We start from the raw sequence: 23216 nt of genomic DNA on the forward strand, positions 1-23216 counted from the left end.
GTAAACTCTCGCCTGTGAATACCGATCTCCACCTCTACCACCGCCTGCCCCGGCACGATTCGACGGCCCCCAGCGCCGTGACCATCGGCAATTTCGATGGCGTGCACCGGGGCCATCAGGCCATCCTCGCCCAAGTCCGCCAACAGGCCGACACGCGCGGGCTCGTGCCCACCGTGATGACCTTCACCCCTCATCCGCGGGCGTTCTTTGCCCGTCGGGGTCAGCGGCCCGAATTGATCCCCACGCAGATCAATAGCCTGCGCGACCGCGTCTCGCGCCTGGCCGCGCAGGGCATGCGGCAGATCGTGGTCGAACGGTTCGATCAGCATCTGGCCGACATGAGCGCCGAGGACTTCATCCTGCGCCTGCTGGTCCGGGGCCTGAACACCCGCTGGCTGCTGGTGGGCGAGGATTTCCGCTACGGCCACAAGCGCAGCGGCGACATCGACCTGCTGCGCCGGATGGGACGTGAACACGGCTTCGAGGTCCAGACCCTGGCCGATGTGGGTGACGACCAGGGCCAGCGGATTTCCAGTTCCGCACTGCGCACGGCCCTGGCGGTGGGTAACCTGGAGCGCAGCAGCGAGCTGCTGGGCGCCCCCTACCGCATCGGCGGGCATGTCATCCACGGCCGCAAACTGGGCCATGACCTTGGTTTTCCGACGCTGAATCTGCGTGTGCCCGAGCCCTGTGCGGCACGCTCGGGCATCTACGTGGTGCTCGTCCACGGCCTGAGCGAACAGCCCCTGCCGGGCGTGGCCAGCCTGGGCGTGCGCCCCACCGTGACCCGCGACGGCACGCTGTTGCTGGAGACGCACATCCTCGATCGGCAGGTCGACGCCTACGGTAAACTTGTGTGCGTCGAATTCCTCGCGTTCCTGCGCGACGAGGAAACCTTTCCCGACCTGACCACCCTGACCGCCGCCATCCGCCAGGATGCGCAAGGCGCTTGCGATTATTTTGCCTCCCATGGATTATAGAAACACCCTGAACCTGCCCGAATCCCCCTTCCCCATGCGGGGCAACCTCGCCAAGCGCGAGCCGGGCTGGATCGCGGCCTGGGAAGAAAAAAAGGTCTATGCGGCCATTCGCGCCGCCGCGCAGGGACGGCCCAAGTTCATCCTGCACGACGGCCCGCCGTACGCCAACGGCGACATCCATATCGGCCACGCGGTCAACAAGATCCTCAAGGACATCATCGTCAAGAGCCGCGACATGGCCGGCTTCGATGCCCAGTATGTGCCCGGATGGGACTGCCACGGCATGCCGATCGAGATCCAGATCGAGAAAAAATACGGCAAACACCTGCCCGTGGCCGAGGTCCAGTCGCGCGCCCGCGCCTACGCGGCCGAGCAGATCGACCGTCAGCGCCAGGACTTCAGGCGCCTGGGCGTGCTCGCCGACTGGGACGCGCCCTATCTGACCATGAACCCGGGCAACGAGGCCGACGAACTGCGTGTGCTGGCCAGCATCCTGGACAAGGGCTTTGTCTTCCGTGGCCTCAAGCCGGTGAACTGGTGCTTCGACTGCGGTTCGGCTCTGGCCGAGGCCGAAGTCGAATACGCCGACCGCAAGGATCCCTCCGTGGACGTCACCTTCGCCTTCGACGACCGGGCGGCCGTGGCGCGCGCCTTCGGACTGCCGGGCGAAGTCGAGCCCGGCGCCATCGTCATCTGGACAACCACGCCCTGGACCCTGCCCTCCAACCAGGCCCTGAACCTGCATCCAGAACACGAATACGCTCTGGTGCGCCTGGCCGAACCCCGCGCCACCGGTCCGCTGCTGCTGGTGGCCGCCGAGCTGGCCGCATCCTGCCTGACACGCTGGGGACTGCGGGGCGAGATCATCGCCCGCGCGCCCGGCGCCGCCCTGGAGGGCCTGGCGTTCCGCCACCCCCTCTACGAGGTCGATCCGGGCTACCGCCGCCTCTCGCCGGTCTACCTGGGCGACTACGTCACCCTGGATTCGGGCACAGGCGTCGTCCACTCGGCCCCCGCCTACGGCGTCGAGGACTTCATCTCCTGCAAGGCGCACGGCATGACCGACGCGCAGATGCTCAACCCCGTCATGGGCAATGGCCATTTCGCCGACAGCCTGCCGCTGTTCGGCGGCGAGATGATCTGGAAAGCCAACCCGCTCATCGTCGAAGCCCTGCGCGAGGCGGGCAGCCTGCTGCACACTGAATCCCACGCGCACAGCTACATGCATTGCTGGCGTCACAAGACCCCCATCATCTATCGCGCGACCAGCCAGTGGTTCGCCGGCATGGACGTCCAGCCGACCACCGGCCCGACCCTGCGCGAGATGGCGCTGAAAGGCGTGGACGATACCGCCTTCTATCCGGCCTGGGGCCGCGCGCGCCTGCATGCCATGATCGCCAACCGCCCCGACTGGACCCTGTCGCGCCAGCGTCAATGGGGCGTGCCCATGGCGTTTTTCGTCCACAAGGAAACCGGCGCCCTGCATCCCCGCACGGTCGAGCTGCTGGAACAAGTCGCCCTGCGCGTCGAGCGTGACGGCATCGAGGCATGGCAGACGCTCGATCCACGCGAGTTGCTCGGCGATGAGGCCGAGCACTACGAAAAGAACCGCGACACGCTGGATGTCTGGTTCGACTCCGGCAGCACCCACGCCACCGTGCTGGGCGGACGCGATCACAGCCTGAAAGGCTCGCACGCCGACCGGCTGGCCTGGCCTGCGGACCTGTACCTCGAAGGCTCGGACCAGCATCGCGGCTGGTTCCACTCGTCCCTGCTGACCGGCTGCATGCTCTATGGCCGCCCGCCCTACAAGGCCCTGCTCACGCACGGCTTCGTGGTCGACGGCAAGGGCAAGAAAATGAGCAAGTCCGTCGGCAACGTCGTCTATCCCCAGGAGATCGCCAATACCCTGGGCGCCGAGATCCTGCGCCTGTGGGCCGCCTCGACCGACTACTCGGGCGAACTGTCGATCTCCAAGCAGATCCTGGATCGGGTAGTCGAATCCTACCGGCGCATCCGCAACACGCTGAAATTCCTGCTGGGCAATCTGGCCGATTTCGATCCCGCCACCCAGCTGATGCCCGCCGACGCGCTGTTCGACCTCGACCGCTATGCGCTGCAGATGACCGCCGCCATGCAGGCCGAGATTCTCGCCGCCTACGAGCGCTACGAATTCCACACTGCCGTCGCGCGCCTGCAGATCTTCTGCTCCGAGGACCTGGGCGCCTTCTATCTGGACATCCTCAAGGACCGCCTCTACACGACCGCGCCCGACAGCGCGGCGCGCCGCTCGGCGCAGACCGGCCTGCATCATGTCACGCAGGCGCTGCTCAAGCTGCTGGCCCCGATCCTGTCGTTCACAGCCGAAGAGGCCTGGGCCGACCTGCGCGGCGCCGACACGCCCACGATCTTCACCGAGCTGTTTCACGCCATTCCGGCACCGGCCGATGCCGCTGCCCTGGAGACCCGCTGGACACGGCTGCGCGAGATCCGCGCCGAGACCATGCGCGAAATCGAGACCGTGCGCACACGCGGTGAAATCGGCTCGTCGCTGGCGGCGGAAATCGACTATCACGCCTCGGGCGAGGACCTGGACCTGCTGCGCAACCTGGGCGACGACCTGCGATTCGTGATGCTGGTCTCGCGGGCCGACACGCATCCGGGCGACGGGGCCTTGCGGATCACCGTGCAGGCCACGACGCACGAGAAATGCGGCCGCTGCTGGCACCACCGCGCCGACGTCGGCCGTGACCCGGCACACCCCGAGCTGTGCGGCCGCTGCGTAGACAACCTGCACGGCGATGGCGAAGCCCGCGGCCATGCCTGACTCCAGCCTCGACACCGGCACCGGGGCGCACCGCCCGGCGCGCTTGCGGCCGCTGGCCGGCTGGCTGCTCCTGGCCCTGGCGCTGGTGCTGCTGGATCAGGCCGTCAAGACCTGGGTTTCAGGCGCGCTGGCCTACGCGCAGCGCATTCCCGTGCTGCCCTCTTTCTTTGACCTGACGCTGCTGTACAACCCCGGCGCGGCCTTCAGCTTTCTGGCCGATTCCGGCGGCGGCCAGCGCTGGCTGTTCACCGGCATCGCCGCCGTGGCCGCCGTTCTGATCCTGCGCTGGCTGTACACCCACACGACCGAACGCCTGTTCTGCGCGGCGCTGGCCTGCATCCTGGGCGGCGCACTGGGCAATGCCATCGATCGGCTGCTGCATGGGCATGTCGTGGATTTCCTGCTGTTCTACTGGAACGACTGGTATTTTCCGGCCTTCAATCTGGCCGACGTGGCCATCACCTGCGGGGCCGCACTGCTGATCCTGGACGAAATCCTGCGCGCCCGCCGCGCGCGCTCTTCCTGAAGGAGGTTCTCATGGACCTGCCGGGCAAACGCATCATCCTGGGGCTGACGGGCGGCATCGCCTGCTACAAGTCCGCTGAACTGCTGCGCCGCATGCAGGACGAGGGTGCCACCGTGGACGTGGTCATGACCGAGGCGGCCACCCGCTTCATCACCCCGGCCACGATGCAGGCCCTGTCAGGCCGCCCCGTCTGGACGGACGCCTGGGACGCGCGCATGGACAACCGCATGGCGCACATCAACCTGACGCGCGGAGCCGACGCCGTCCTGGTCGCGCCGGCCAGCACGGATTTCCTGGCCCGGGCCGCCCACGGCCTGGCCGATGACCTGCTGACGACCCTGTGCGTGGCGCGCGGCGCCGTGCCGCTGCTGGCCGCGCCGGCCATGAACCACGAAATGTGGACACATCCGGCCACGCAACGCAATGCGGCGCAATTGCGCGATGACGGCGTGACGCTGATCGGCCCGGAGGCGGGTCCGCAAGCCTGCGGCGAGACCGGTTCGGGCCGCATGATGGAGCCCGACCAGATCCTGCGCGCCCTGATCGCCTTTTTTCAACCCAGACGGCTCACCGGCCGACGTGTCCTGCTGACGGCGGGCCCCACCAGCGAGACCATCGATCCCGTTCGCGTCCTGACGAACCGCTCGTCCGGACGCATGGGCTATGCCCTGGCCCGGGCGGCCGCAGAGGCCGGCGCCGAGGTCACCCTGGTCTCGGGCCCCACCGCGCTGCCCTGCCCGGACGGGGTCGAACGCATCAGCGTGCGCAGCGCCGCCGACATGCATGCGGCGGTGATGATGCGGGCCCGCCAGGCCGACCTGTTCATCGCCGTGGCCGCCGTGGCCGACTGGGGCATCGCCAACCCCTCGGCCATCAAGCTCAAAAAGCAGGCCGACGGCCAGCCGCCGCACCTAGAATTCATTCAGAATCCCGACATCCTGGCCGAGGTCGCCGCCATTCCCCACGGTCCCTGGTGCGTGGGCTTTGCCGCCGAAACAGATCACCTGACCGAACACGCCCAGGCCAAGCGCGAACGCAAGGGCATCCCCGCCATCGTGGGCAACCTGGCTCAGCACGCCATGGATGCCGAGGATACTGAGCTGGTCATTTTCGATCATGCAGGCGCCCACCCCCTGGCACGCCAGCCCAAGCTGCGGGCCGCCCGCGAGCTGATCGCCTGGATCGCCAGCCAGATGCCCGACTGATCTTCGCACGGCCGGGCACTGTTCCTTTCCCGCTTTTCCTTTCTCTTTTCCGACCCGGACTTCTCATGCAACGACTCATCCAGGCCCGCATCGTCAATCCCTTGCTCGGCACGGACGCCATCCCCTTGCCCGACTACGCCACAGGCGGCTCCGCCGCGCTCGACCTGCGCGCCTGCCTGGACGCCCCGCAGACGCTGGCACCGGGCGCGCGGCTGCCTGTGCCCACGGGCCTGGCATTGAACATGATGGATCCCGGCCTGGTGGCCATCGTGGCCTCGCGCTCGGGCCTGTCGCTCAAGCACGGCATCCGCGTCGCCCAGGGGATCGGCGTCATCGACGCCGACTATCACGGGGAAATCAAGGTCCTGCTGACCAACGACAGCGATACACCCTACGACATCCTGCCTGGCGAACGTATCGCCCAGTTGTTGTTCCAGCCGGTCGTGCAGGTCGGGCTGCACATGGTCGAGGCATTCGACACGGTGACCGAACGCGGCGAAGGCGGTTTCGGCAGCACGGGCCGGCACTGATTCCGGCCAGAGAGAGGGGCGGCGGAATCTCCCTCTCCGCAGGCCGCTTTCCATGCGGTTTTCAAGAATCAGGGTTTATACCGATAAACCGCCTGAGGAATCCTCGCGTTCCGCCGTTCCCTCTTCCAAACCGACCCAGAACATCAATACGGTCTTGCGGAGATGGCGTCGATGCATCAATTCGTCAATCATTAAGTTTTAAATCATATTAATCAATATATTATTGAATATATTTAATGTCGTTTATGACATAAATAATCTCAGGGTTTATCCTGGTTTTTGCAAAAATATTATTAATATATTATAAATTCCGTTGAAAATAGCCAGACAGGCCGGGGATTAAGCGGTTATTCATCTAGGCGATATCCCTGGTTGCACTCGCAGATTTCGCATGGTTATACTTCACCGGTCTTTCAGGTTGTTCCTTTTCGTTCCCATCAAGGTTCTACCTGTTCGACAGGGTTAACCGAATTCCTCGACCGGTCTTGCCAACAGCATGACCCGAGAGGCCCAGGTTCTCTTTCCATCGAGACAAGGGATATTCCCCGGAAAGAGGCCGATTGCTTCGCATACGCGCTACTCGACCCATCACGCGACTGGATCCGTCACAAAGGAGAATCCACACATGAGCAGGCTGACCAAACTTTCCACCCTCACCGCCGCGATCCTGCTGGCGACCGGCGCCGGAACGGCGATGGCCGCCGACGGCCCGATCAAGATCGGTGTACAGGCCCCCATCACAGGCGAATACGCGGCCGAGGGCCAGGGCATCGAAAACGGCGTGCAGCTGCTGGTCAAGCAGCAGAACGCGGCGGGCGGCCTGCTGGGCCGTCAGATCGAGGTGATCGTATGCGACGACGAAGGCAAGGCCTCGCAAGCCGCGATCTGCGGCCGCAAGCTGGTCAATGACGGCGTGATCGCGGTGATCGGTACATACACCAGCGGCGCCGCCCTGGCCGCCGCCCCGATCTATTCCGCCGCCAACGTCATCCAGACCTCGGACGGCACCAGCGACGAACTGACGCAGCGCGGCTGGAAAACCTTCTTCCGCAACGCGCCGCCCAACAGCGACGAGGCGACCTTCGCCGCCAACTACATGGTCAACGTCAAGAAGTATCAGCGCATCGCGGTGCTGAGCGACCACTCCAGCTACGCCACCGGCCTGGCCGACAGCGTCAAGAAAGCCGTCCAGGACCAAAAGGGCAACCTCGTGGCCGACGACTTCATCAATGCCGGCACCCAGGACTACAGCGCGGTGCTGACCAAGCTCAAGTCCAAGAACCCGGACGTCCTGTTCTTCTCGGGCTATTACACCGACGGCGGCCTGATCCGCGCCCAGATGAAACAACTCGGCATGGAAACCGTGTTCATCGGCGGCGACGCCAATCAGAACGCGGCTTTCGCCAAGATCGCCGGCAACGCGGCTGCGGGCGCCATGATCATCAACGTCCCCGCCCCGGAAAACCTGCCCTATCCGGAAGCCAAGAAGTTCCTGGCCGACTATACCCAGGCCTTCGGCTCGGCGCCTCCCAGCATCTACACGTTCACCAATGCCGATGGCCTGCGCGCGGTCTTTGCCGCGATCGAAGCCACCAAGAGCGCGGACACCGCCAAGCTCATCCCCTGGCTGCACGACATGAAGCAGCCCTTCCCCGGCCTGACCGGCCCCTTTACCTGGGATGAAAAGGGCGAACGGATCGGCAGTCCGATGTCGGCCTTCGAAATCCAGGCCGACGGCAGCTACAAGACCGTCTACCCGACGAACTAAGCCCGCCATCCAGCAGCGCCCGAACCCCGCGGTTCGGGCGCCGCTTTCATCCATGCGTCAGGCTTTGGGCGACGCGCTTGCCGCGATGCGGCTCTCTCTGGAAACCGTTCGATGGACTTTATCCTCCAGCAATTCATCAATGGGGTGACGGTCGGCGGCATATATGCGCTGATCGCGCTGGGCTACACCATGGTCTATGGTGTGCTCAAGCTGATCAACTTTGCCCATGGCGACCTGTGCATTCTGGGCGCCTTCATCGGGCTCACCACCCTGACCTCCGGCGCCTTCGGCGGTCTTTCCACACCGGTTCTTCTGATCCTGGCCTTCCTGATCGCCATGCTGGCGGTGGCCGTGGTCGGCACGCTGCTCGATCAGTTTGCCTATAAGCCCCTGCGCAAGGCCCCGCGCCTGTCGGCCGTGGTGTCGGCCCTGGGCGCCTCGATGCTGATCGAGAACGGCATCATGCTGATCTGGAGCCCGAACGTCCAGGTCTTTCCCAACAATCTGCTGCCCAACATCACCTGGCAGATCGGCGGCGCCTATCTCAGCTTCGTCCAGCTGCTGATCATCGTCGGCGCATTCGTGCTCATGGCGGCGTTGTATTTCTTCGTGCACCACACGCGCGTGGGCACTGCCATCCGCGCCACCGCCATTGACCAGGACGCCGCGCGCCTGATGGGGATCAACGTCAACCGCGTGATCGCCATGGTGTTCATCATCGGCCCGGTACTGGGCGCGGTGGGCGGTCTGTTCATCGGCCTGTATTACCGCCAGACCTATTTCACGATGGGCTGGTCCTACGGCCTGAGCGCCTTCATTGCTGCCATCATCGGCGGTATCGGCAACATCCCCGGCGCCATGCTGGGCGGTCTGCTACTGGGCCTGTTCAACGCCTTCGCCGCCGGCTACGTCTCCAGTTCCTGGCAGGACGCCATCACCTTCGCCCTGCTGATCGCCATCCTGCTGGTCCGCCCCACGGGCCTGCTGGGCGAACGTGTCGCGGAAAAGGTGTAATCATGGACAATCGCATGAACCAATCCTCTCCGGCCGCTTCCAGCGGTTCGGCCCGCGCACTGCGTCTGGCCGGCCCCGCCCTGTGGATTCTGGGCCTGCTGATCCCGCAAGTGCTGTCACCGGCCTGGATCACCATCGGCGGCATCTTCGCCATCTATTCGATCGTCGCCCTGTCCCAGGACATCGTGCTGGGCCGCGCCGGAATGTACGACATGGGCCACGCGGTCTTTTTCGGCATCGGCGCCTACACCAGCGCGATCCTGTCGCTGACCTTCGGCTGGCCCGTCCTCTGGACCATTCCCGTGGCCATCCTGCTGGCCGCCGCCCTGGGCGCCATCCTGGCGGCCCCCATCGTCAAACTGCGCGGCGACTATCTGCTGGTGGTCACCATCGGCTTCAACGCGATCTTCGTGCTGGCGATGCAGAACAACCTGTTCGGCCTGACGGGCGGCGCCGACGGCCTGTTCGGCGTCAGCGGTCCGACGTTCTTCGGCCACATGTTCGGTTCGCAAAGCGACCTGTTCTACCTGAACTGGGTCGTGCTGGCCGCAGTCCTGTGGGTGATGGGCAACCTGGACCGCTCCTCGCTGGGGCGCACTTTCCGCTACATCAAGCACGACGAACTGGCGGCCACGACCCTGGGGGTTAACGCCCGCAACTACAAGGTCGCCGCCTTCGCGCTGGGGGCCGGGATCGCGGGGCTCGCGGGCACGCTGTTCGCTATGCAGCTGTCGGCCGTCAGCCCGGGCTCGTTCCGCTTCACCGATTCAGTGGTGCTCTTCGCCATCGTGCTGGTCGGCGGCCAGGCCTCGGTGCCCGGCGTGCTGCTGGGCACCGCCATGATGTTCGTGGTGCCTCAGATCTTCACCGAATTTGCCCAATACCGTTATCTGGCCTTTGGCGTGGCGATGATTCTCGTCATGATCCTGCGTCCGCAAGGCATCTGGCCGGCTCGAAAGGGGGTTATATGAACACATCCACGTCCAGTCCCTCCAGCGCCGCCACGGCCGAGACCCTGCTGGAGCTCGACGGCATCGGCATCAGTTTCGGCGGCCTGCGCGCGGTCGACGATCTCAGCTTCAAGATCCGCCGCGGCGAGATCGTCGGCCTGATCGGCCCCAACGGCGCCGGCAAGACCACGGTGTTCAACATGATCACCGGCGTCTACCGCCCCACCGACGGTCACATCCGCTGGCATGGCCGGGACATCACCGGTCTGGCGCCGCATCACGTGGCCGAGGCCGGCATCCGCCGGACGTTCCAGACCATCCGCCTGTTCCAGGACATGACGGTGCTGGAGAACGTGATCGCCGGCCAGCACCTGCAAATGCGCCAGTCCTGGTGGCAGGGTCTGCTGAACACGCCCGCCCAGCGCCGCGAAGAGCGTGAGCTCATCGAGCGCGCCATGACGGTGCTGCAACAGCTCGATCTGGCGGACGTGGCCCACGAAATTGCCACGTCCCTGCCCTATGGCGCCCAGCGCCGCGTCGAGATGGCCCGCACGCTGGTGGCCAAACCCGAACTCATCATCCTGGACGAACCGGCCGCCGGCCTGAACGAACAGGAATCGGCCGGCCTGAACGAAACCATCCGCGCCATCCGCGACGCCGGCATTACCGTGATCCTGGTGGAACACGACATGAGCGTGGTGATGAACGTCACCGACAACATCGTCGTGATCAACTTCGGCAAGAGGATCGCCGAAGGCAAACCCGCCGAGATCCGCAGCAATCCGCTCGTCATCGAGGCCTATCTGGGCCAGGATGACGATGAGGACGATGCGCTGTTGAACGCCGTACAAGACCAGGTGACCGAATGACTGCCCCTCTGCTCCAGATTGAAGACCTGTGCGTCAGCTATGGCCACATCCAGGCCCTCAAGGGCATTTCCCTGAGCGTCCGGGAAAAGGAGGTCGTGGCCATCCTGGGCGCCAACGGCGCCGGCAAGACCACGCTGATGCGCACCCTCAGCGGCCTGATTGCCCCCAAATCGGGCAAGATCACCTTTGCCGGACACGAGACCACCCACATGGGCGCCGACCGCATCGTGCGGCTGGGCATCGGCCAGTCGCCCGAAGGCCGCCGCGTGTTCGGCACGCTGTCGGTGGCGGAAAACCTGCGCATGGGCGGCTTTACGCGCCCCACGGCAGAAATCGACGAAAGCTGCGAACACGTCTACAAGATCTTTCCGCGCCTGTACGAGCGCCGCGCCCAGCTGGCCGGCACGCTGTCGGGCGGCGAGCAGCAGATGCTGGCCATCGGCCGCGCGCTGGTGACCAAGCCGCGCCTGCTGCTGCTGGATGAACCCAGCCTGGGGCTGGCGCCGATCATCGTGCGCAATATCTTCCAGGTGCTGGCCGACGTGCGCGACACGGGCGTCACCGTCCTGATCGTGGAGCAGAACGCCCGCATGGCACTGAAACTGGCCGACCGCGGCTATGTGCTGGAAGTCGGCAAGCTGTCGCACGAGGGTTCTTCGCGCGAACTGCTGTCCTCGCCTGAAATCCAGGCCGCCTACCTGGGGCATTGAGCCCCGCCCTCCATAGGGTGCAATGCCCGCTCTCTGGCGGCCTGCGGGCCGCCGTCCCTGCAAGCCCCACCGCCCCGGAAGGGACGCGTCTTCTGAAAGACCGTCCTGTTCGGGTTAACCTTATGGGGCTTTTTCATTTTCAACACGATAGGAAAATCCCATGACCCAAGCCTCCGCCCGCCACATCCTGGTCGACAGTGAAGAACAGTGCCTGAAACTGAAGACCGACATCGAAAACGGCGCCGACTTCGCCCAGGTCGCGCGGGAACATTCCAGCTGCCCGTCCAGCCGCGACGGCGGCAACCTGGGGACATTCGGCCGCGGCCAGATGGTGCGTGAGTTCGACGAGGTCGTCTTCAGCGCGCCAGTGGGCGTCGTCCAGGGGCCCGTTCGCACCCAGTTCGGCTACCACCTGGTGGAAGTCACCCAGCGGCAGGATTGATTGCGGCTGAGGACGGTCCACAGGGGACCGTCCTTCGTCGCGGCCTGCGGCCTTTCGCATCGCCCTGCGCGCCTCATCTCCCGAACACGCCCAGGAGACAGACATGAAGGCCCGAATTTCAGTTCTGACACTCGCCGTCGCCGACCTGGAGGCGTCCCTCGTTTTTTACCGGGATGGTCTCGGTTTGCCGACGGAAGGGATCGTTGGCCGTGAGTTCGCGCACGGCGCCGTTGCGTTTTTCCAGCTGTCGGGAGACATGAAGCTCGCCATCTGGGCGCAGGACGACATCGCGCACGACACGGGTTTGGCGAAGACGCCCATCAGTTCGACTGCGCTCACAGTCGGCCAGAACGTATCGACGAAAGAAGAAGTCGACGAAGTGATGAGAACGGCTGCCGAAGCCGGCGCCGAAATCATCAAACCCGCTCAAGACACTTTCTACGGCGGTTATGCGGGGTATTTTCGTGACCCGAACGGGCATGTATGGGAGGTGGTCTGGAATCCCGCCATGCTCCCAGACGATGACCAGGAAACCGGGACTGACTAGAAAACCCAGGCCGATTCAGTCCGCAGGGGACTGTCCTCTGTTGCGGCCGCTGGCCGCCATGCCCCACCTCGTGGCCTGCAGGCCACTCCGATGATTCCGGCTGAGGACAGTCCGCAGGGGACTGTCCTCTGTCCGGAATCATCCCACCATCATCAGGGTGGCGTTGCCGCCGGCGGCGGCGGTATTGATGCACACCGACACCTCGCGGACCAGCATTTCCAGGGGATACCGCTCACCGGCCGAAAGCTCGTCGGCGCGGCGAGCCAGGATCGGGATGATCGGGCCGGAACGGTCCGCCACCGCGTGCGACAGAGCCTGCAGTCCGTCGCTGTCGCCTTCGTAGAGCACGGCCTGGAAATCCGCCGTGGCGATCGCTTCCGGCGCGATCCAGCGCACGGCGGCGCCCTTGGGCCGGGCCGCATGGAAGGCGCGCACTTCCGGGTGATCCACCCACACCATGTCGTTGCCCGTCTGGCCGCAGGCCGCCATCTGCGCCTGCGCTCCGGCCGCGCTGGCGGCATGGCACAGCACCGTGCCGCGCGGCTTCAGGTGGTATTGATTGGTCTCCCCGGTGGGGCCGGGCAACGTCAATGGCTTGGCGCCCTCGCCGCCGACATTGTCGATCGGCAGCGCGCTGGGCGTATCGACCAGCAGGCGATGCAGATACAGGGGACCGCCGGCCTTCGGTCCGGTGCCCGACAGGCCCTCGCCGCCAAAAGGCTGCACTCCGACGGTTGCGCCGACGATATTGCGGTTGACATAGATATTGCCCGCATGGATCCGGTCCGTGACATGGCGCACGGTCTCGTCCAGCCGGGTGTGGACGCCGAAAGTCAGGCCATAGCCCCGGGCATTGATGGCATCGATCACCGCGTCGAGATCCTTGCGACGGTAGCGCAGCACGTGCAGCACCGGGCCGAACACCTCGCGTTCGAGTTCGGCGATATCGGAAATCTCGATCAGGGTCGGCGCCACGAAAGTGCCGTGACGTGTCTGGGTCTCATCGAGCGGATTGCGGTCGACGGCATGACCGGCCGTCCGCATGGCCTGGACGTGACGCTCGATCACCGAGCGGGCCTCGGCATCGATCACCGGGCCGATGTCGGTGCACAGCAGTTCGGGGCGCCCCACGCGCAATTCGTTCAGTGCGCCACGCAGCATCGCCAGGGTGCGGTCGGCGCAGTCCTCCTGAACGCACAGGATCCGCAAGGCGGAACAGCGCTGGCCCGCAGAATCGAAGGCCGAACTGAGCACGTCATAGACGACCTGCTCGGTCAGAGCCGAGGAATCCACGATCAGGGCGTTCTGCCCGCCCGTCTCGGCAATCAATGGAATGGGATGACCCGCGCCGTCCAGGCGGTCCGCCAGCGTGGCCGAGATCAGCCGCGCGACCTCGGTCGAGCCGGTGAACATGACGCCGCGCACGGCCGGACTGGCGACCAGGGCCGCGCCGACGGTCTCGCCGCGACCCGGCAGCAGCTGCACGGCATCGGCCGGAATCCCGGCGCGGTGCAGCACCGACACGCCATAGGCCGCGATCAGGGCCGTCTGCTCGGCCGGCTTGGCCAGCACCACATTGCCGGCCGCCAATGCCGCCGAAACCTGGCCTGTGAAGATGGCCAACGGGAAGTTCCAGGGGCTGATGCACAAGACCGGGCCCAGGGGACGGTGGCTGTCGTTGGAGAATGACGCCTCGATGCGGACTGCATAGTACCGCAGGAAATCGACGGCTTCGCGCACCTCGGCGATGGCGTTGGGAAAGGACTTGCCCGCCTCGCGCACGATCAGGCCGATGGCCATCTGCATTTCGTCTTCGAGGAGCTGCGCGGCATGGCGCAGGCACTGCGCCCGCTCGGCGGGCGGCGTCGCCTGCCAGATCGGCGCGGCATATTCAGCCCGTTTGAGGGCAGCCTGGACATCGGCCTCGTCCGCCTCGATCACCTGACCGACCACGTCGCGGTGGTCCGCCGGATTGAGCACGGCCCGGGCCCGCGCCTCATCCCACTCGCCGGCCGGGGCGGCGCGCCACGACTGGGGCGCGCTGCTCAGCAGCGCCGCCGCCAGCGAACCCAGACGATGTTCATTGCTGAGATCCAGCCCTGCCGAGTTGGCGCGATCCTCGCAGGCGCGATACAGGTCGCGCGGCAAGGGAATGCGATCGTGCGGCGCGCCCAGTGGCTGCACGGCGCGCGCCTTGCGCACGGGATCGGCCACCAGCGCCTCGATGGGCAGGTCGTGATCGCCGATCTGATTGACGAAGGACGTGTTCGCGCCGTTTTCCAGCAGCCGGCGCACCAGATAGGCCAGCAAGGTCTCGTGCGTCCCCACCGGCGCATAGATGCGGCAGGGCCGGTTCAGACGGCCTTTGCTGACCGGGCCGACGACGTCTTCGTACAGCGGCTCACCCATGCCGTGCAGGCACTGGAATTCGTACTGCCCGGGATAGTAGTTCTCTCCCGCCATGTAGTAGATGGAGGCCAGCGTCTGGGCGTTGTGCGTGGCGAACTGGGGAAAGATCGCCTCGGGCGCCGACAGCAGTTTGCGCGCGCAGGCCAGATAGGACACATCGGTATGAATCTTGCGCGTATAGACTGGATAGCCCTCCAGGCCATCGACCTGGGCGCGCTTGATCTCGGAATCCCAGTAGGCGCCCTTGACCAGGCGGACCATCAGGCGATGCTTGCTGCGACGCGCCAGGTCGATCACGAAATCGATCACGAACGGCGCGCGTTTCTGGTAGGCCTGGATGACGAAACCGATCCCGTTCCAGCCCTGCAGGCGTTCGTCGAAGCACAAGGCTTCCAGCAGGTCCAGGGACAGCTCCAGCCTGTCGGCCTCTTCCGCGTCGATGTTCAGACCGATGTCATAGCGACGCGCCAGTGCGGCCAGTTCGACCATGCGCGGCAGCAACTCATCCATGACGCGATCGCGCTGAGCGCGGGCATAGCGCGGATGCAGGGCGGACAGCTTGATGGAAATGCCGGGGCCTTCGTAGATGCCGCGGCCCTGGGAGGCCTTGCCGATGGCATGGATGGCCTGCTCGTAGGATCTGAAGTAGCGCTCGGCGTCCTGGGCCGTGGTGGCCGCCTCGCCCAGCATGTCGTAGGAATAGCGGAAGCCGACATCCTCGAATTTGCGGCTGTTGGCCAGCGCAGAGGAAATCGTCTGGCCGGTGACGAACTGCTCGCCCATCAGACGCATGGCCATGTTGACGCCGCGTCGGATCAGCGGCTCGCCGCCCTTGGCGATGAGGCGGGTCAGCGCCTGGGACAGATTCTGTTCGCTGTTGACGCTGACCAGCCGGCCGGTCACCAGCAGCCCCCAGGTCGCTGCATTGACGAACAGCGAGCGGGATTCGCCCACATGCGCGCGCCAGTCGCCGTGGCTGATCTTGTCGCGAATCAGCGCATCGCGCGTGGCCTGATCGGGAATGCGCAGCAGCGCCTCGGCCAGACACATCAGGGCGACCCCTTCCTGGCTGGAGAGGGAAAACTCCTGGATCAGGCCTTCCACCCCACCGCCCTTGCGCTTGTCGCGCAGAGTCTGGACCAGGCGGCGGGCCAGCGCATCGACCTGATCGGGCTGCCGCGATTCGGCCTGGTCGACCAGCATGGCCACGCATTCCGGTTCCGGGCGGCGATACGCCGCCGTGATGGCAGCGCGCAGCACGGACTGTGGCAGAACCTCCTGGGCAAATTCATGGAACGGCGCCAACGGCTCGGATTCGGCCTGGAGCACGGCGGTTTCGGCATCCGCGCGACGGTCGATCTCGGCGGGCACCTGGCCACGCTCGATGGCCTCTATATAGTTCAGCAGGGCCTGCTTGTGCAGCCAATGCGGCGTGCAACCCAATGATTCCGCCAGAACCCGCAGGCGCTCGCGCAGCGCCTCATCGACCTTTACACCCAAGGTTACAGTTGCCATGTTCGAGGTATTCCACGTTGGTAGCATCGACTGGGAAAACCCAGCCTGGATCAGGCGCCATACTAAAAGGTTGCACCTGGATAGACCATTATGGTTAACCCCAAAGCGCTCAGGTACAACCGAATTCTGACACGACTGATTTGCCTTGTAAATCCGTGGGATGTCCCGATGCAACGGCCGCGATCAATTCGGCCAGCCGATCCAGCGCCTGGCGCTGGGCCCGCACCAGGCCGGCCACCCCATCGGCGGCAGGCAGGCGCACCGAAGCCTGGCAAAGGCGGGGTTTGCCTGCACCGGGCGCCTGATCCGACCAGCTGGCGTCCAGTGCCACGAACCGGCCCCAGATCATGTCGAAACGATCCACCCGGACATCGATGCGCCGGGCTGCCGCGGACTTCACCTCCGAAAGACGCTGGGCATCGGTCGCCCCCAACCGGCGGCTGACGGCCCCGGCCAGCACATCGCGAATCTGGTCGGTCAGTGGCGCGGCCCAGAGAGAATCGTTCAGCACCTGAACCGCCGGTTCCCGCGCAGGATCCCGCACGATCAATTGCGGACGCTCGACTTCGGGCGGAATCCTCGCCACCGAGAGGCGCAGTACGCGCCCCTTGGTCGTTCCGGCCTCGTCATGGGCCGGCTGGTCCGTGGCGGGCGCCGCCAGGCTGTAATAGCGCGCGGGCGCCACGGCGCACCCCGCCAGCAGGGCCGCCAATCCCAACCGGCATATCCAGGTCGGTATCGTCCGTCTCATGATCAAGTCCTCGTGAAAAGCCCCCGGCCTGTGGTCAACGCAGCGCATCAGCGTCACGCCCCTTGATCAGGAGATCGGGATGGGCCTGCAAGGTATCCGACAGCAGGCGCAGCGCGTGCGCCGTGCGATTCAGTTGGTTCAGGGTATCCAGCACACCGCCCAGCATGGTCGAATCGGGCGCCAGCACCTCTCCCAGGCGGTCCAGTGCGGTGCTGGCGGAGGACAGCGCCTTCGTCGCCTGAGGCGTCACCTTGGTGTCCAGACGGCGCAACAGGCTGTTCAGGGACTCCAGACTGTTGCGCAGGTTCTGGCCGATCTCCTCGAGCGGCAGCTTGTCGAGCTTGGTGACGATATTGCCCAATTGTCCCTGCAGCCGGTCGAAATCCCCCTGCACGGTGGGCACCAGCAGCCCCTTGCGCGTGGCAGGATCGCCCGGGATCCTCGGCGTCTTGTTGGCTTCGTCCGTGAAAAAGTCCAGCGCCACATATTGCTGGCCGGTCAGCAGGCTGGCCGTGCGCAGCTGGGCCCGCAAGCCGCGCTCGATGAGCGGCTTGAGCAAGGCATCTCCCTCGATGCCGCCCGATGCGTTGACCCACTCGTGATAGGCATTGTTGAACCGCATCGGATAGAGCAGGGTCCGCACCCGGGAATAGAAGCGCCGGGTCTCGTTATCGAAATTGAGGTCGATGTCGACCACCTTGCCGATCGAAATGCCGCGGAAATCGACGTCGGCCCCGATGCTCAGGCCCCGGATCGACTGGTCAAAGCGCAGCTCGACCGGGACGGGCGTGCCATCCGGATCGGCCAGCGCCTCTTCGCGCGACTTGAACAGCGAGTACTCGCTGCCGGCGGCGGCCGGCGTATCGTCCACCTCGCCGTCATAGGAACTGGACTCGTCGGCCTGCGTGAAGGCAATGCCGCCATTGAGGATGGACGCCAGGCCGCCCGTACGCACCTGAATGCCGTCTGGCGCCACCTTCAGATTGACCCCGCTGTCGTTCCAGAAACGCGTATCCCGCGTCACGTATCGGTCATAGGGAGCCTGGACAAAGACATGGATCTGGACCGAGCGGCCATCGGACGCCATGTCGTAGCTGACGATACGACCGACCTCGATGCGGCGGTAATGGATGCGGGAGCCCACTTGCAGGGACCCCAGGGAATCGGCCCTGAGCACGAACCGGGAACCGACCTGACCGCTGAATATCTCGGGGGGATTGCCCAGGCCATCGAAGGCATAGACAGGATCGCCCTTGGGCTGCGCCGAGGGGGCATCCACATTGATATAGACACCCGACAGCAGCGTATCCAGCCCCGAGATTCCGGCAAGGGAGAAACGGGGGCGGACGATCCAGAACTTGGAGTCCCTTTGCGTGATGTATTCCGCGCCCTCGCGGTTGAGCTGGACGTCCACCAGCACGTGCTGGCGATCCTCCGCGACGCGCACGCCGGACACATTGCCCACCACCACATCGCGGTAGCGCAGCTTGGTCTGGCCGGCCTCGACGCCGGCCGCCGACAGAAAGCTGATGGTGATCATCGGCCCGGTGCGCACCCAGACCGAAGCCAGCAGGGACAGCCCCACCACCAGAGCCAGCAGAGGAACCAGCCAGACCCAGGACCAGCGCAGGGAGCGGCCAGGGCGCATGGCCGGCGCGGCAACATCCCGCGCGGACCGCGAGCCGTCGGCCGCGGCGTGTGATGTCTGGATGGGCGTGTCTTCAGTATCCATGAGGTTCCTTTACCAACCGAGCCTCCCTCAGCGCGTCCCAGCCTCGACGCGGATCATAACGCATGGCCGCCGCCATGGTGAGCACGACCACCGCGCCGAAATTCAGGGCGGCCGGCCCGACGTCGATCTGCGACAGCCCCGGAAAATTGGCCATGGCCGCCATCAGGACGACCACGAAGACATCCAGCATGGACCATTGTCCGACAAACTCGACGGCGGCATACAGCCGGGTACGCTGCCGCTGGACCCGCACCCCCATGGGCTGGTTGCGCAGCAGCAGAAAAGCCAGCGCCAGCAGCTTGGTCACCGGCACCATGACGCTGGCGACGAAAACAATGATGGCCAGATCCCAGGAGCCGTATTGCCAGAGCTCGATCACGCCGCCCAGAATGGTGTGGCCGCTCTCGCCCATCACCGTCCGGATCTCCATGACCGGCAGGACATTGGCCGGCACATAGAACACGGCGGCGGCGATCAGCAAGGCCCAGACCTGGGCCGCATCTCCATGACGGGCATGCCTCATCGCGGCCCCGCAGCGCAAGCAGCGTCCGGATGCCTGAGGCGTCTGGATGCAGCCACAGTCATCGCAGACCCTGCCCTGCCCGTGCGCGCCGGAAACCGGCACGATGCCCGCGTCTTCCGCGTGGCGCCACAAGGCGCGCGCGTTCCAGCTTCCCAATCCGGTCAATAAAAAGCACAGAACGAAAAAGCCCACCATACCGGGCTCGATCTGCAGGCGCAGCAGGCCGGCCACCTTGACGACGGAGACGAGCAGCGCCAGGATCAGCACGGTCGCCATGGACCAGGGCGCCAGCCGCTCCAGCAGACGCAGCACGCGGGCCAGATCGGCTGCCGGGCGCCGCGATACGATGGTCTGCATCGCCCAGAGCGTCAAGGCGATCTGCAACAGCGGAATCCAGAAGCCGACCAGCCCGGTCATCACCGAGATCCCGTAATAGTCGCGCTCCCAGCACAGGTACAACGCCTGCCAGTAGGTCAGGCTCAGATCCAGTCCCTGAAGAGACAGCCGTGCCAGAGGAAACCACTGGGCGATGGCAAATACGATCAGGCAGGCCCAGCCCAGCGCCAGGGACTGTTCCAGGGACAGCCCGCCCGCCTTGTACAGCACCATGCCGCAGCAACGGCATTCGGCCCGGCCTCGTCCCCCTGGATCCAGCCGGACATGCAGCGTATCGCAATGCGGGCAGGCAATCAGGGGCCGCTGCATCAATCGACGAGCTCAGGTTCCGGTCGGGAAGATAGCGCAGCGGTCCCCACGTGATCGTCATCCGCGGGGAAATTCAGCACGACCTGCCCCCCGGCATCCAGATCGACCTCGACCCGTCCTCCATGCACCAGGCGACCGAACAGCAGTTCGTCGGCCAGCGCCCGGCGGATGGTGTCCTGGATCAGTCGCTGCATGGGCCGCGCCCCCATGGTCGGGTCGAAACCGGCCTGCGCCAGATGGTCGCGCAACGCCTGGGTGAACAGCACCTCGACGCGCTTGTCGTGGAGCTGGTCCTCGAGCTGCATGAGGAACTTGTCCACGACCTGCAGGATGACCTCGCGTGGCAAAGCGGCAAAACCAATGATGGCATCGAGCCGGTTGCGGAATTCGGGCGTGAACTGGCGCTTGATTTCGGCCATCTCGTCGCCCGAACGCTGTGGCGCGGCAAAGCCGATGGTGTTGCGATTCAGCGTGTCGGCGCCTGCGTTGGTGGTCATCACCAGGATCACGTTGCGGAAATCGGCCTTGCGCCCGTTGTTGTCGGTCAGCGTGCCATGGTCCATGACCTGCAGCAGGATGTTATAGACGTCCGGGTGGGCTTTTTCGATTTCGTCGAGCAGCAGCACGCAATGCGGCTGCTTGGTCACCGCCTCGGTCAGCAGACCACCCTGGTCGAAGCCGACATAGCCCGGAGGCGCGCCGATCAGCCGCGACACGGTATGGCGTTCCATGTATTCGGACATGTCGAAGCGCAGCAATTCGATGCCCAGCACGAAGGCCAGCTGGCGCGCGACCTCGGTCTTGCCCACGCCCGTCGGGCCGGAAAACAGGAAGCAGCCAATCGGCTTGTCAGGCCGCCCCAGACCGGAGCGCGCCATCTTGATCGAGGCGGCCAGCGCGGAAATGGCCTGGTCCTGGCCGAATACCACGGCCGTCAGGTCGCGTTCCAGCGTCGCGAGCTTGTTGCGGTCATCCGTGGACACGTTCTGCGGCGGAATCCGGGCGATCCGCGCAACCGTGGTTTGAATCTCGGCGCGGCCGATCAGTTTTTTCTGGCGCGATTTGGGCAGCAGCCGCTGGGCGGCGCCGGCCTCGTCGATCACATCGATGGCTTTGTCGGGCAGAAAACGGTCGCTGATATGGCGCGCCGACAGTTCGGCCGCCGCCGTGATCGCCGCTCCCGAGTAGCGCACCTGATGATGAGCCTCGAAACGCGCCTTCAGGCCGCGCAGGATCTGCACGGTCTGTGCCACGGTGGGCTCGGCGATATCGATTTTCTGGAAACGCCGCGCCAGCGCGTGATCCTTTTCGAAAACCCCGCGATATTCGGTGTAGGTGGTCGCCCCGATGCACTTCAGATAGCCGGAGGACAACGCCGGCTTGAGCAGGTTGGAGGCATCCAGGGTGCCGCCCGATGCCGAGCCGGCGCCGATCAGCGTATGGATTTCGTCAATGAACAGCACCGCATGGCGGTTGTCCTTGAGGGCCTTGAGCACCAGCTTCAGGCGCTGCTCGAAATCGCCCCGGTATTTGGTGCCCGCCAGCAGCGCTCCCATGTCCAGCGCGTAGACCTGGGTCTCGTGCAGGATCTCGGGCACGTCGCCCTGCGTGATGCGCCAGGCCAGGCCCTCGGCGATGGCCGTCTTGCCAACCCCGGCCTCGCCCACCAGCAAGGGATTGTTCTTGCGCCGGCGGCACAACACCTGAATGACGCGCTCGACCTCATCCTCGCGGCCGATCAGCGGATCGATGCGGCCCTTGAGGGCTTCGGCGTTGAGATCGGTGGCGTAGGTTTCGAGGGGGGATTTCTGCTGATCGGACTTGAGATCGGCGGCGGGAGGCTCCAGGCGCGGATGGTCCGTCGCCGGGGGTTGTTCCTCGGAGGCCTTGGCGATGCCGTGAGACAGATAATTGACCACGTCCAGCCGGGATACGCCCTGCTGCACGAGGAAATACACCGCATGCGAGTCCTTTTCGCCATACATGGCGACCAGCACGTTGGCGCCGGTCACGGCGTTCTTGCTGGAGCCGTTGGATGAGACATGCATGATGGCGCGCTGGATCACACGCTGGAATCCCAGGGTCGGCTGGGTGTCCACATCGCCCTCGCCCGGAAAGACCGGCGTATTCTCGACGATGAATTTGCGCAGGTCCTGGCGCAGCAGCTCGATGTCCGCTGCGCAGGCGCGCAGGACTTCAACGGCCGACGCATTGTCCAGCAAGGACAGCAGCAGATGCTCCACGGTGATGAATTCATGTCGAGCGGCGCGGGCCTCGACAAACGCCATGTGCAGGCTGACTTCGAGCTCTTCGGAAATCACGCTTCCTCCATTGCTTATCGGAGCGGATCAAGCAATCCGTTATGCCTATTCTATGACTAAAACGGCTTGCCGTTTGAGGCGCCGGAACCCGGAGGCGTCCCCAAGCGCCGCTCGAGCGCGGGATGACCGGGCCATTCGCACGAATCAGGGAGCCCGCGCCTCAGGAAAACGGCACGGGTTCCATCAGGCATTGCAGGGGATGCTGATCGGCATGCGCCAGATGCAGCACGGCATCGACCCGGGTGGCCGCCACATCGCGCGTATAGACGCCACAGACGCCGCGCCCCTCGTGATGGACCTGCAACATGATGCGCTCGGCCTCTTCGCCACCCTTGTGAAAGACCCGCTGCAGCACGAGCACCACGAAATCCATCGGCGTGTAATCATCGTTCAGCAGCACGACCTGATACATCGGCGGCGGCGCCAGACGCACCGGCACCGCTTCGCGCACCAATTGCTGCTGATTTTGAATATCGCTCGTCATGTGCATCAAAACCTAGTGGTTTCCATAGTTGACTGAATGACACGGAATTCAGCATGATCGTCGTGTCCCTCAGGCCGCCCATCCCGGATGGCCGGGGTCCATTCAAACCCCACACTATAGTCGAGAGGCAGTTTGCATGTCGGAATCCATCGAAAACTCCGGAGAGTCACCAAAACTGACGGGCACGGTCAAGTGGTTCAATGACGCCAAAGGCTTTGGCTTCATTACCCCCGACAACGGGGGCGAAGACCTTTTTGCACATTTTTCATCCATCCAGATGAACGGCTTCAAGACCCTGAAAGAAGGGCAAAAGGTCGTTTTCGATATCGCGCAGGGTCCGAAAGGCAAACAAGCCCTGAACATCACCGCCGCTTGAACCAAGCCTTGATGTTCAACACCATTTTAACG

Annotated in this window: 19 protein-coding genes; 13 read left to right on the top strand and 6 right to left on the bottom strand. The window is 64.9% G+C overall.

The window, feature by feature from the left end:
* Positions 1 to 14: 14 nt before the first annotated feature.
* From ACK5JE_RS05955 to ACK5JE_RS06010, 12 genes are all read left to right on the top strand, one after another.
* Entirely contained in the window at positions 15 to 980 is a 966-nt protein-coding gene (locus tag ACK5JE_RS05955) for a bifunctional riboflavin kinase/FAD synthetase (protein ID WP_416800778.1), read from the top strand.
* Positions 970 to 3807: an isoleucine--tRNA ligase gene (gene ileS / locus ACK5JE_RS05960; protein ID WP_416800779.1), complete on the top strand. Its 2838-nt coding sequence runs from the start codon at positions 970 to 972 to the stop codon at positions 3805 to 3807. The genes ACK5JE_RS05955 and ileS overlap by 11 nt, the downstream gene beginning before the upstream one ends.
* Complete coding sequence (gene lspA / locus ACK5JE_RS05965; RefSeq protein ID WP_416800780.1) at positions 3800 to 4333, top strand: signal peptidase II; 534 nt, start codon at positions 3800 to 3802, stop codon at positions 4331 to 4333. The genes ileS and lspA overlap by 8 nt, the downstream gene beginning before the upstream one ends.
* Before the next feature lie 11 nt (positions 4334 to 4344).
* Positions 4345 to 5538, top strand: a complete 1194-nt coding sequence (gene coaBC, locus ACK5JE_RS05970; RefSeq protein ID WP_416800781.1) for a bifunctional phosphopantothenoylcysteine decarboxylase/phosphopantothenate--cysteine ligase CoaBC — start codon at positions 4345 to 4347, stop codon at positions 5536 to 5538.
* Between the two features lie 65 nt (positions 5539 to 5603).
* Positions 5604 to 6068 carry a dUTP diphosphatase gene (gene dut, locus ACK5JE_RS05975; RefSeq protein WP_416800782.1) on the top strand — a complete coding sequence of 155 codons (465 nt, stop codon included), beginning with the start codon at positions 5604 to 5606 and terminating at the stop codon, positions 6066 to 6068.
* 625 nt (positions 6069 to 6693) lie between these two features.
* Complete coding sequence (locus ACK5JE_RS05980; RefSeq protein WP_416800783.1) at positions 6694 to 7836, top strand: branched-chain amino acid ABC transporter substrate-binding protein; 1143 nt, start codon at positions 6694 to 6696, stop codon at positions 7834 to 7836.
* 111 nt (positions 7837 to 7947) lie between these two features.
* A complete protein-coding gene (locus tag ACK5JE_RS05985; protein WP_416800784.1) occupies positions 7948 to 8850 on the top strand; it encodes a branched-chain amino acid ABC transporter permease in 903 nt (300 codons plus the stop codon).
* Positions 8851 to 8864: 14 nt separating this feature from the next.
* Complete coding sequence (locus tag ACK5JE_RS05990) at positions 8865 to 9821, top strand: branched-chain amino acid ABC transporter permease (RefSeq protein WP_416800785.1); 957 nt, start codon at positions 8865 to 8867, stop codon at positions 9819 to 9821.
* On the top strand, positions 9818 to 10669 hold the full coding sequence (locus ACK5JE_RS05995) for an ABC transporter ATP-binding protein (RefSeq protein WP_416800786.1): 852 nt from the start codon (positions 9818 to 9820) through the stop codon (positions 10667 to 10669). The genes ACK5JE_RS05990 and ACK5JE_RS05995 overlap by 4 nt, the downstream gene beginning before the upstream one ends.
* Entirely contained in the window at positions 10666 to 11379 is a 714-nt protein-coding gene (locus ACK5JE_RS06000; RefSeq protein ID WP_416800787.1) for an ABC transporter ATP-binding protein, read from the top strand. The genes ACK5JE_RS05995 and ACK5JE_RS06000 overlap by 4 nt, the downstream gene beginning before the upstream one ends.
* Before the next feature lie 160 nt (positions 11380 to 11539).
* Positions 11540 to 11821 (top strand): peptidylprolyl isomerase, encoded by a 282-nt coding sequence (locus ACK5JE_RS06005; protein WP_416800788.1) that lies wholly within the window; start codon positions 11540 to 11542, stop codon positions 11819 to 11821.
* Between the two features lie 103 nt (positions 11822 to 11924).
* Complete coding sequence (locus ACK5JE_RS06010; protein WP_416800789.1) at positions 11925 to 12368, top strand: VOC family protein; 444 nt, start codon at positions 11925 to 11927, stop codon at positions 12366 to 12368.
* A 138-nt stretch (positions 12369 to 12506) separates the two neighbouring features.
* Here the strand turns inward: ACK5JE_RS06010 and putA are convergent, their stop codons facing one another.
* The 6 genes from putA to clpS all read right to left on the bottom strand — a co-directional run bounded on the left by putA (position 12507) and on the right by clpS (position 22808).
* A complete protein-coding gene (gene putA, locus ACK5JE_RS06015; protein WP_416800790.1) occupies positions 12507 to 16292 on the bottom strand; it encodes a trifunctional transcriptional regulator/proline dehydrogenase/L-glutamate gamma-semialdehyde dehydrogenase in 3786 nt (1261 codons plus the stop codon).
* Between the two features lie 109 nt (positions 16293 to 16401).
* On the bottom strand, positions 16402 to 17043 hold the full coding sequence (locus ACK5JE_RS06020) for a PqiC family protein (protein WP_416800791.1): 642 nt from the start codon (positions 17041 to 17043) through the stop codon (positions 16402 to 16404).
* A gap of 34 nt (positions 17044 to 17077) precedes the next feature.
* A complete protein-coding gene (locus ACK5JE_RS06025; RefSeq protein ID WP_416800792.1) occupies positions 17078 to 18775 on the bottom strand; it encodes an intermembrane transport protein PqiB in 1698 nt (565 codons plus the stop codon).
* On the bottom strand, positions 18765 to 20003 hold the full coding sequence (locus ACK5JE_RS06030) for a paraquat-inducible protein A (protein WP_416800793.1): 1239 nt from the start codon (positions 20001 to 20003) through the stop codon (positions 18765 to 18767). The genes ACK5JE_RS06025 and ACK5JE_RS06030 overlap by 11 nt, the downstream gene beginning before the upstream one ends.
* Positions 20003 to 22291 (bottom strand): ATP-dependent Clp protease ATP-binding subunit ClpA, encoded by a 2289-nt coding sequence (gene clpA, locus ACK5JE_RS06035; protein ID WP_416800815.1) that lies wholly within the window; start codon positions 22289 to 22291, stop codon positions 20003 to 20005. Before clpA ends, ACK5JE_RS06030 begins: the two co-directional genes overlap by 1 nt.
* A gap of 193 nt (positions 22292 to 22484) precedes the next feature.
* On the bottom strand, positions 22485 to 22808 hold the full coding sequence (gene clpS / locus ACK5JE_RS06040; protein ID WP_416800794.1) for an ATP-dependent Clp protease adapter ClpS: 324 nt from the start codon (positions 22806 to 22808) through the stop codon (positions 22485 to 22487).
* Positions 22809 to 22944: 136 nt separating this feature from the next.
* Between clpS and ACK5JE_RS06045 the strand changes: the two genes are divergently transcribed.
* Positions 22945 to 23184, top strand: coding sequence for a cold-shock protein (locus tag ACK5JE_RS06045; RefSeq protein WP_416800795.1), 240 nt, complete (start codon positions 22945 to 22947; stop codon positions 23182 to 23184).
* The last annotated feature ends 32 nt before the right edge of the window (positions 23185 to 23216 follow it).

The organism is Castellaniella sp., from assembly GCF_047971665.1.
Lineage (GTDB): Bacteria > Pseudomonadota > Gammaproteobacteria > Burkholderiales > Burkholderiaceae_B > Castellaniella.

Excerpts from the sequence above, each read along its gene's own strand:
- lspA (WP_416800780.1), top strand. The coding sequence starts at position 3,800 with ATGCCTGACTCCAGCCTCGACACCGGCACCGGGGCGCACCGCCCGGCG.
- dut (WP_416800782.1), top strand. The coding sequence starts at position 5,604 with ATGCAACGACTCATCCAGGCCCGCATCGTCAATCCCTTGCTCGGCACG.
- ACK5JE_RS05990 (WP_416800785.1), top strand. The coding sequence starts at position 8,865 with ATGAACCAATCCTCTCCGGCCGCTTCCAGCGGTTCGGCCCGCGCACTG.
- ACK5JE_RS06045 (WP_416800795.1), top strand. The coding sequence starts at position 22,945 with ATGTCGGAATCCATCGAAAACTCCGGAGAGTCACCAAAACTGACGGGC.
- ACK5JE_RS06020 (WP_416800791.1), bottom strand. The coding sequence starts at position 17,043 with ATGAGACGGACGATACCGACCTGGATATGCCGGTTGGGATTGGCGGCC.
- ACK5JE_RS06010 (WP_416800789.1), top strand. The coding sequence starts at position 11,925 with ATGAAGGCCCGAATTTCAGTTCTGACACTCGCCGTCGCCGACCTGGAG.
- ACK5JE_RS06000 (WP_416800787.1), top strand. The coding sequence starts at position 10,666 with ATGACTGCCCCTCTGCTCCAGATTGAAGACCTGTGCGTCAGCTATGGC.
- putA (WP_416800790.1), bottom strand. The coding sequence starts at position 16,292 with ATGGCAACTGTAACCTTGGGTGTAAAGGTCGATGAGGCGCTGCGCGAG.
- ACK5JE_RS05985 (WP_416800784.1), top strand. The coding sequence starts at position 7,948 with ATGGACTTTATCCTCCAGCAATTCATCAATGGGGTGACGGTCGGCGGC.
- ACK5JE_RS06025 (WP_416800792.1), bottom strand. The coding sequence starts at position 18,775 with ATGGATACTGAAGACACGCCCATCCAGACATCACACGCCGCGGCCGAC.
- coaBC (WP_416800781.1), top strand. The coding sequence starts at position 4,345 with ATGGACCTGCCGGGCAAACGCATCATCCTGGGGCTGACGGGCGGCATC.
- ACK5JE_RS06030 (WP_416800793.1), bottom strand. The coding sequence starts at position 20,003 with ATGCAGCGGCCCCTGATTGCCTGCCCGCATTGCGATACGCTGCATGTC.
- clpS (WP_416800794.1), bottom strand. The coding sequence starts at position 22,808 with ATGACGAGCGATATTCAAAATCAGCAGCAATTGGTGCGCGAAGCGGTG.
- ACK5JE_RS05995 (WP_416800786.1), top strand. The coding sequence starts at position 9,818 with ATGAACACATCCACGTCCAGTCCCTCCAGCGCCGCCACGGCCGAGACC.
- clpA (WP_416800815.1), bottom strand. The coding sequence starts at position 22,291 with ATGGCGTTTGTCGAGGCCCGCGCCGCTCGACATGAATTCATCACCGTG.
- ileS (WP_416800779.1), top strand. The coding sequence starts at position 970 with ATGGATTATAGAAACACCCTGAACCTGCCCGAATCCCCCTTCCCCATG.
- ACK5JE_RS06005 (WP_416800788.1), top strand. The coding sequence starts at position 11,540 with ATGACCCAAGCCTCCGCCCGCCACATCCTGGTCGACAGTGAAGAACAG.
- ACK5JE_RS05980 (WP_416800783.1), top strand. The coding sequence starts at position 6,694 with ATGAGCAGGCTGACCAAACTTTCCACCCTCACCGCCGCGATCCTGCTG.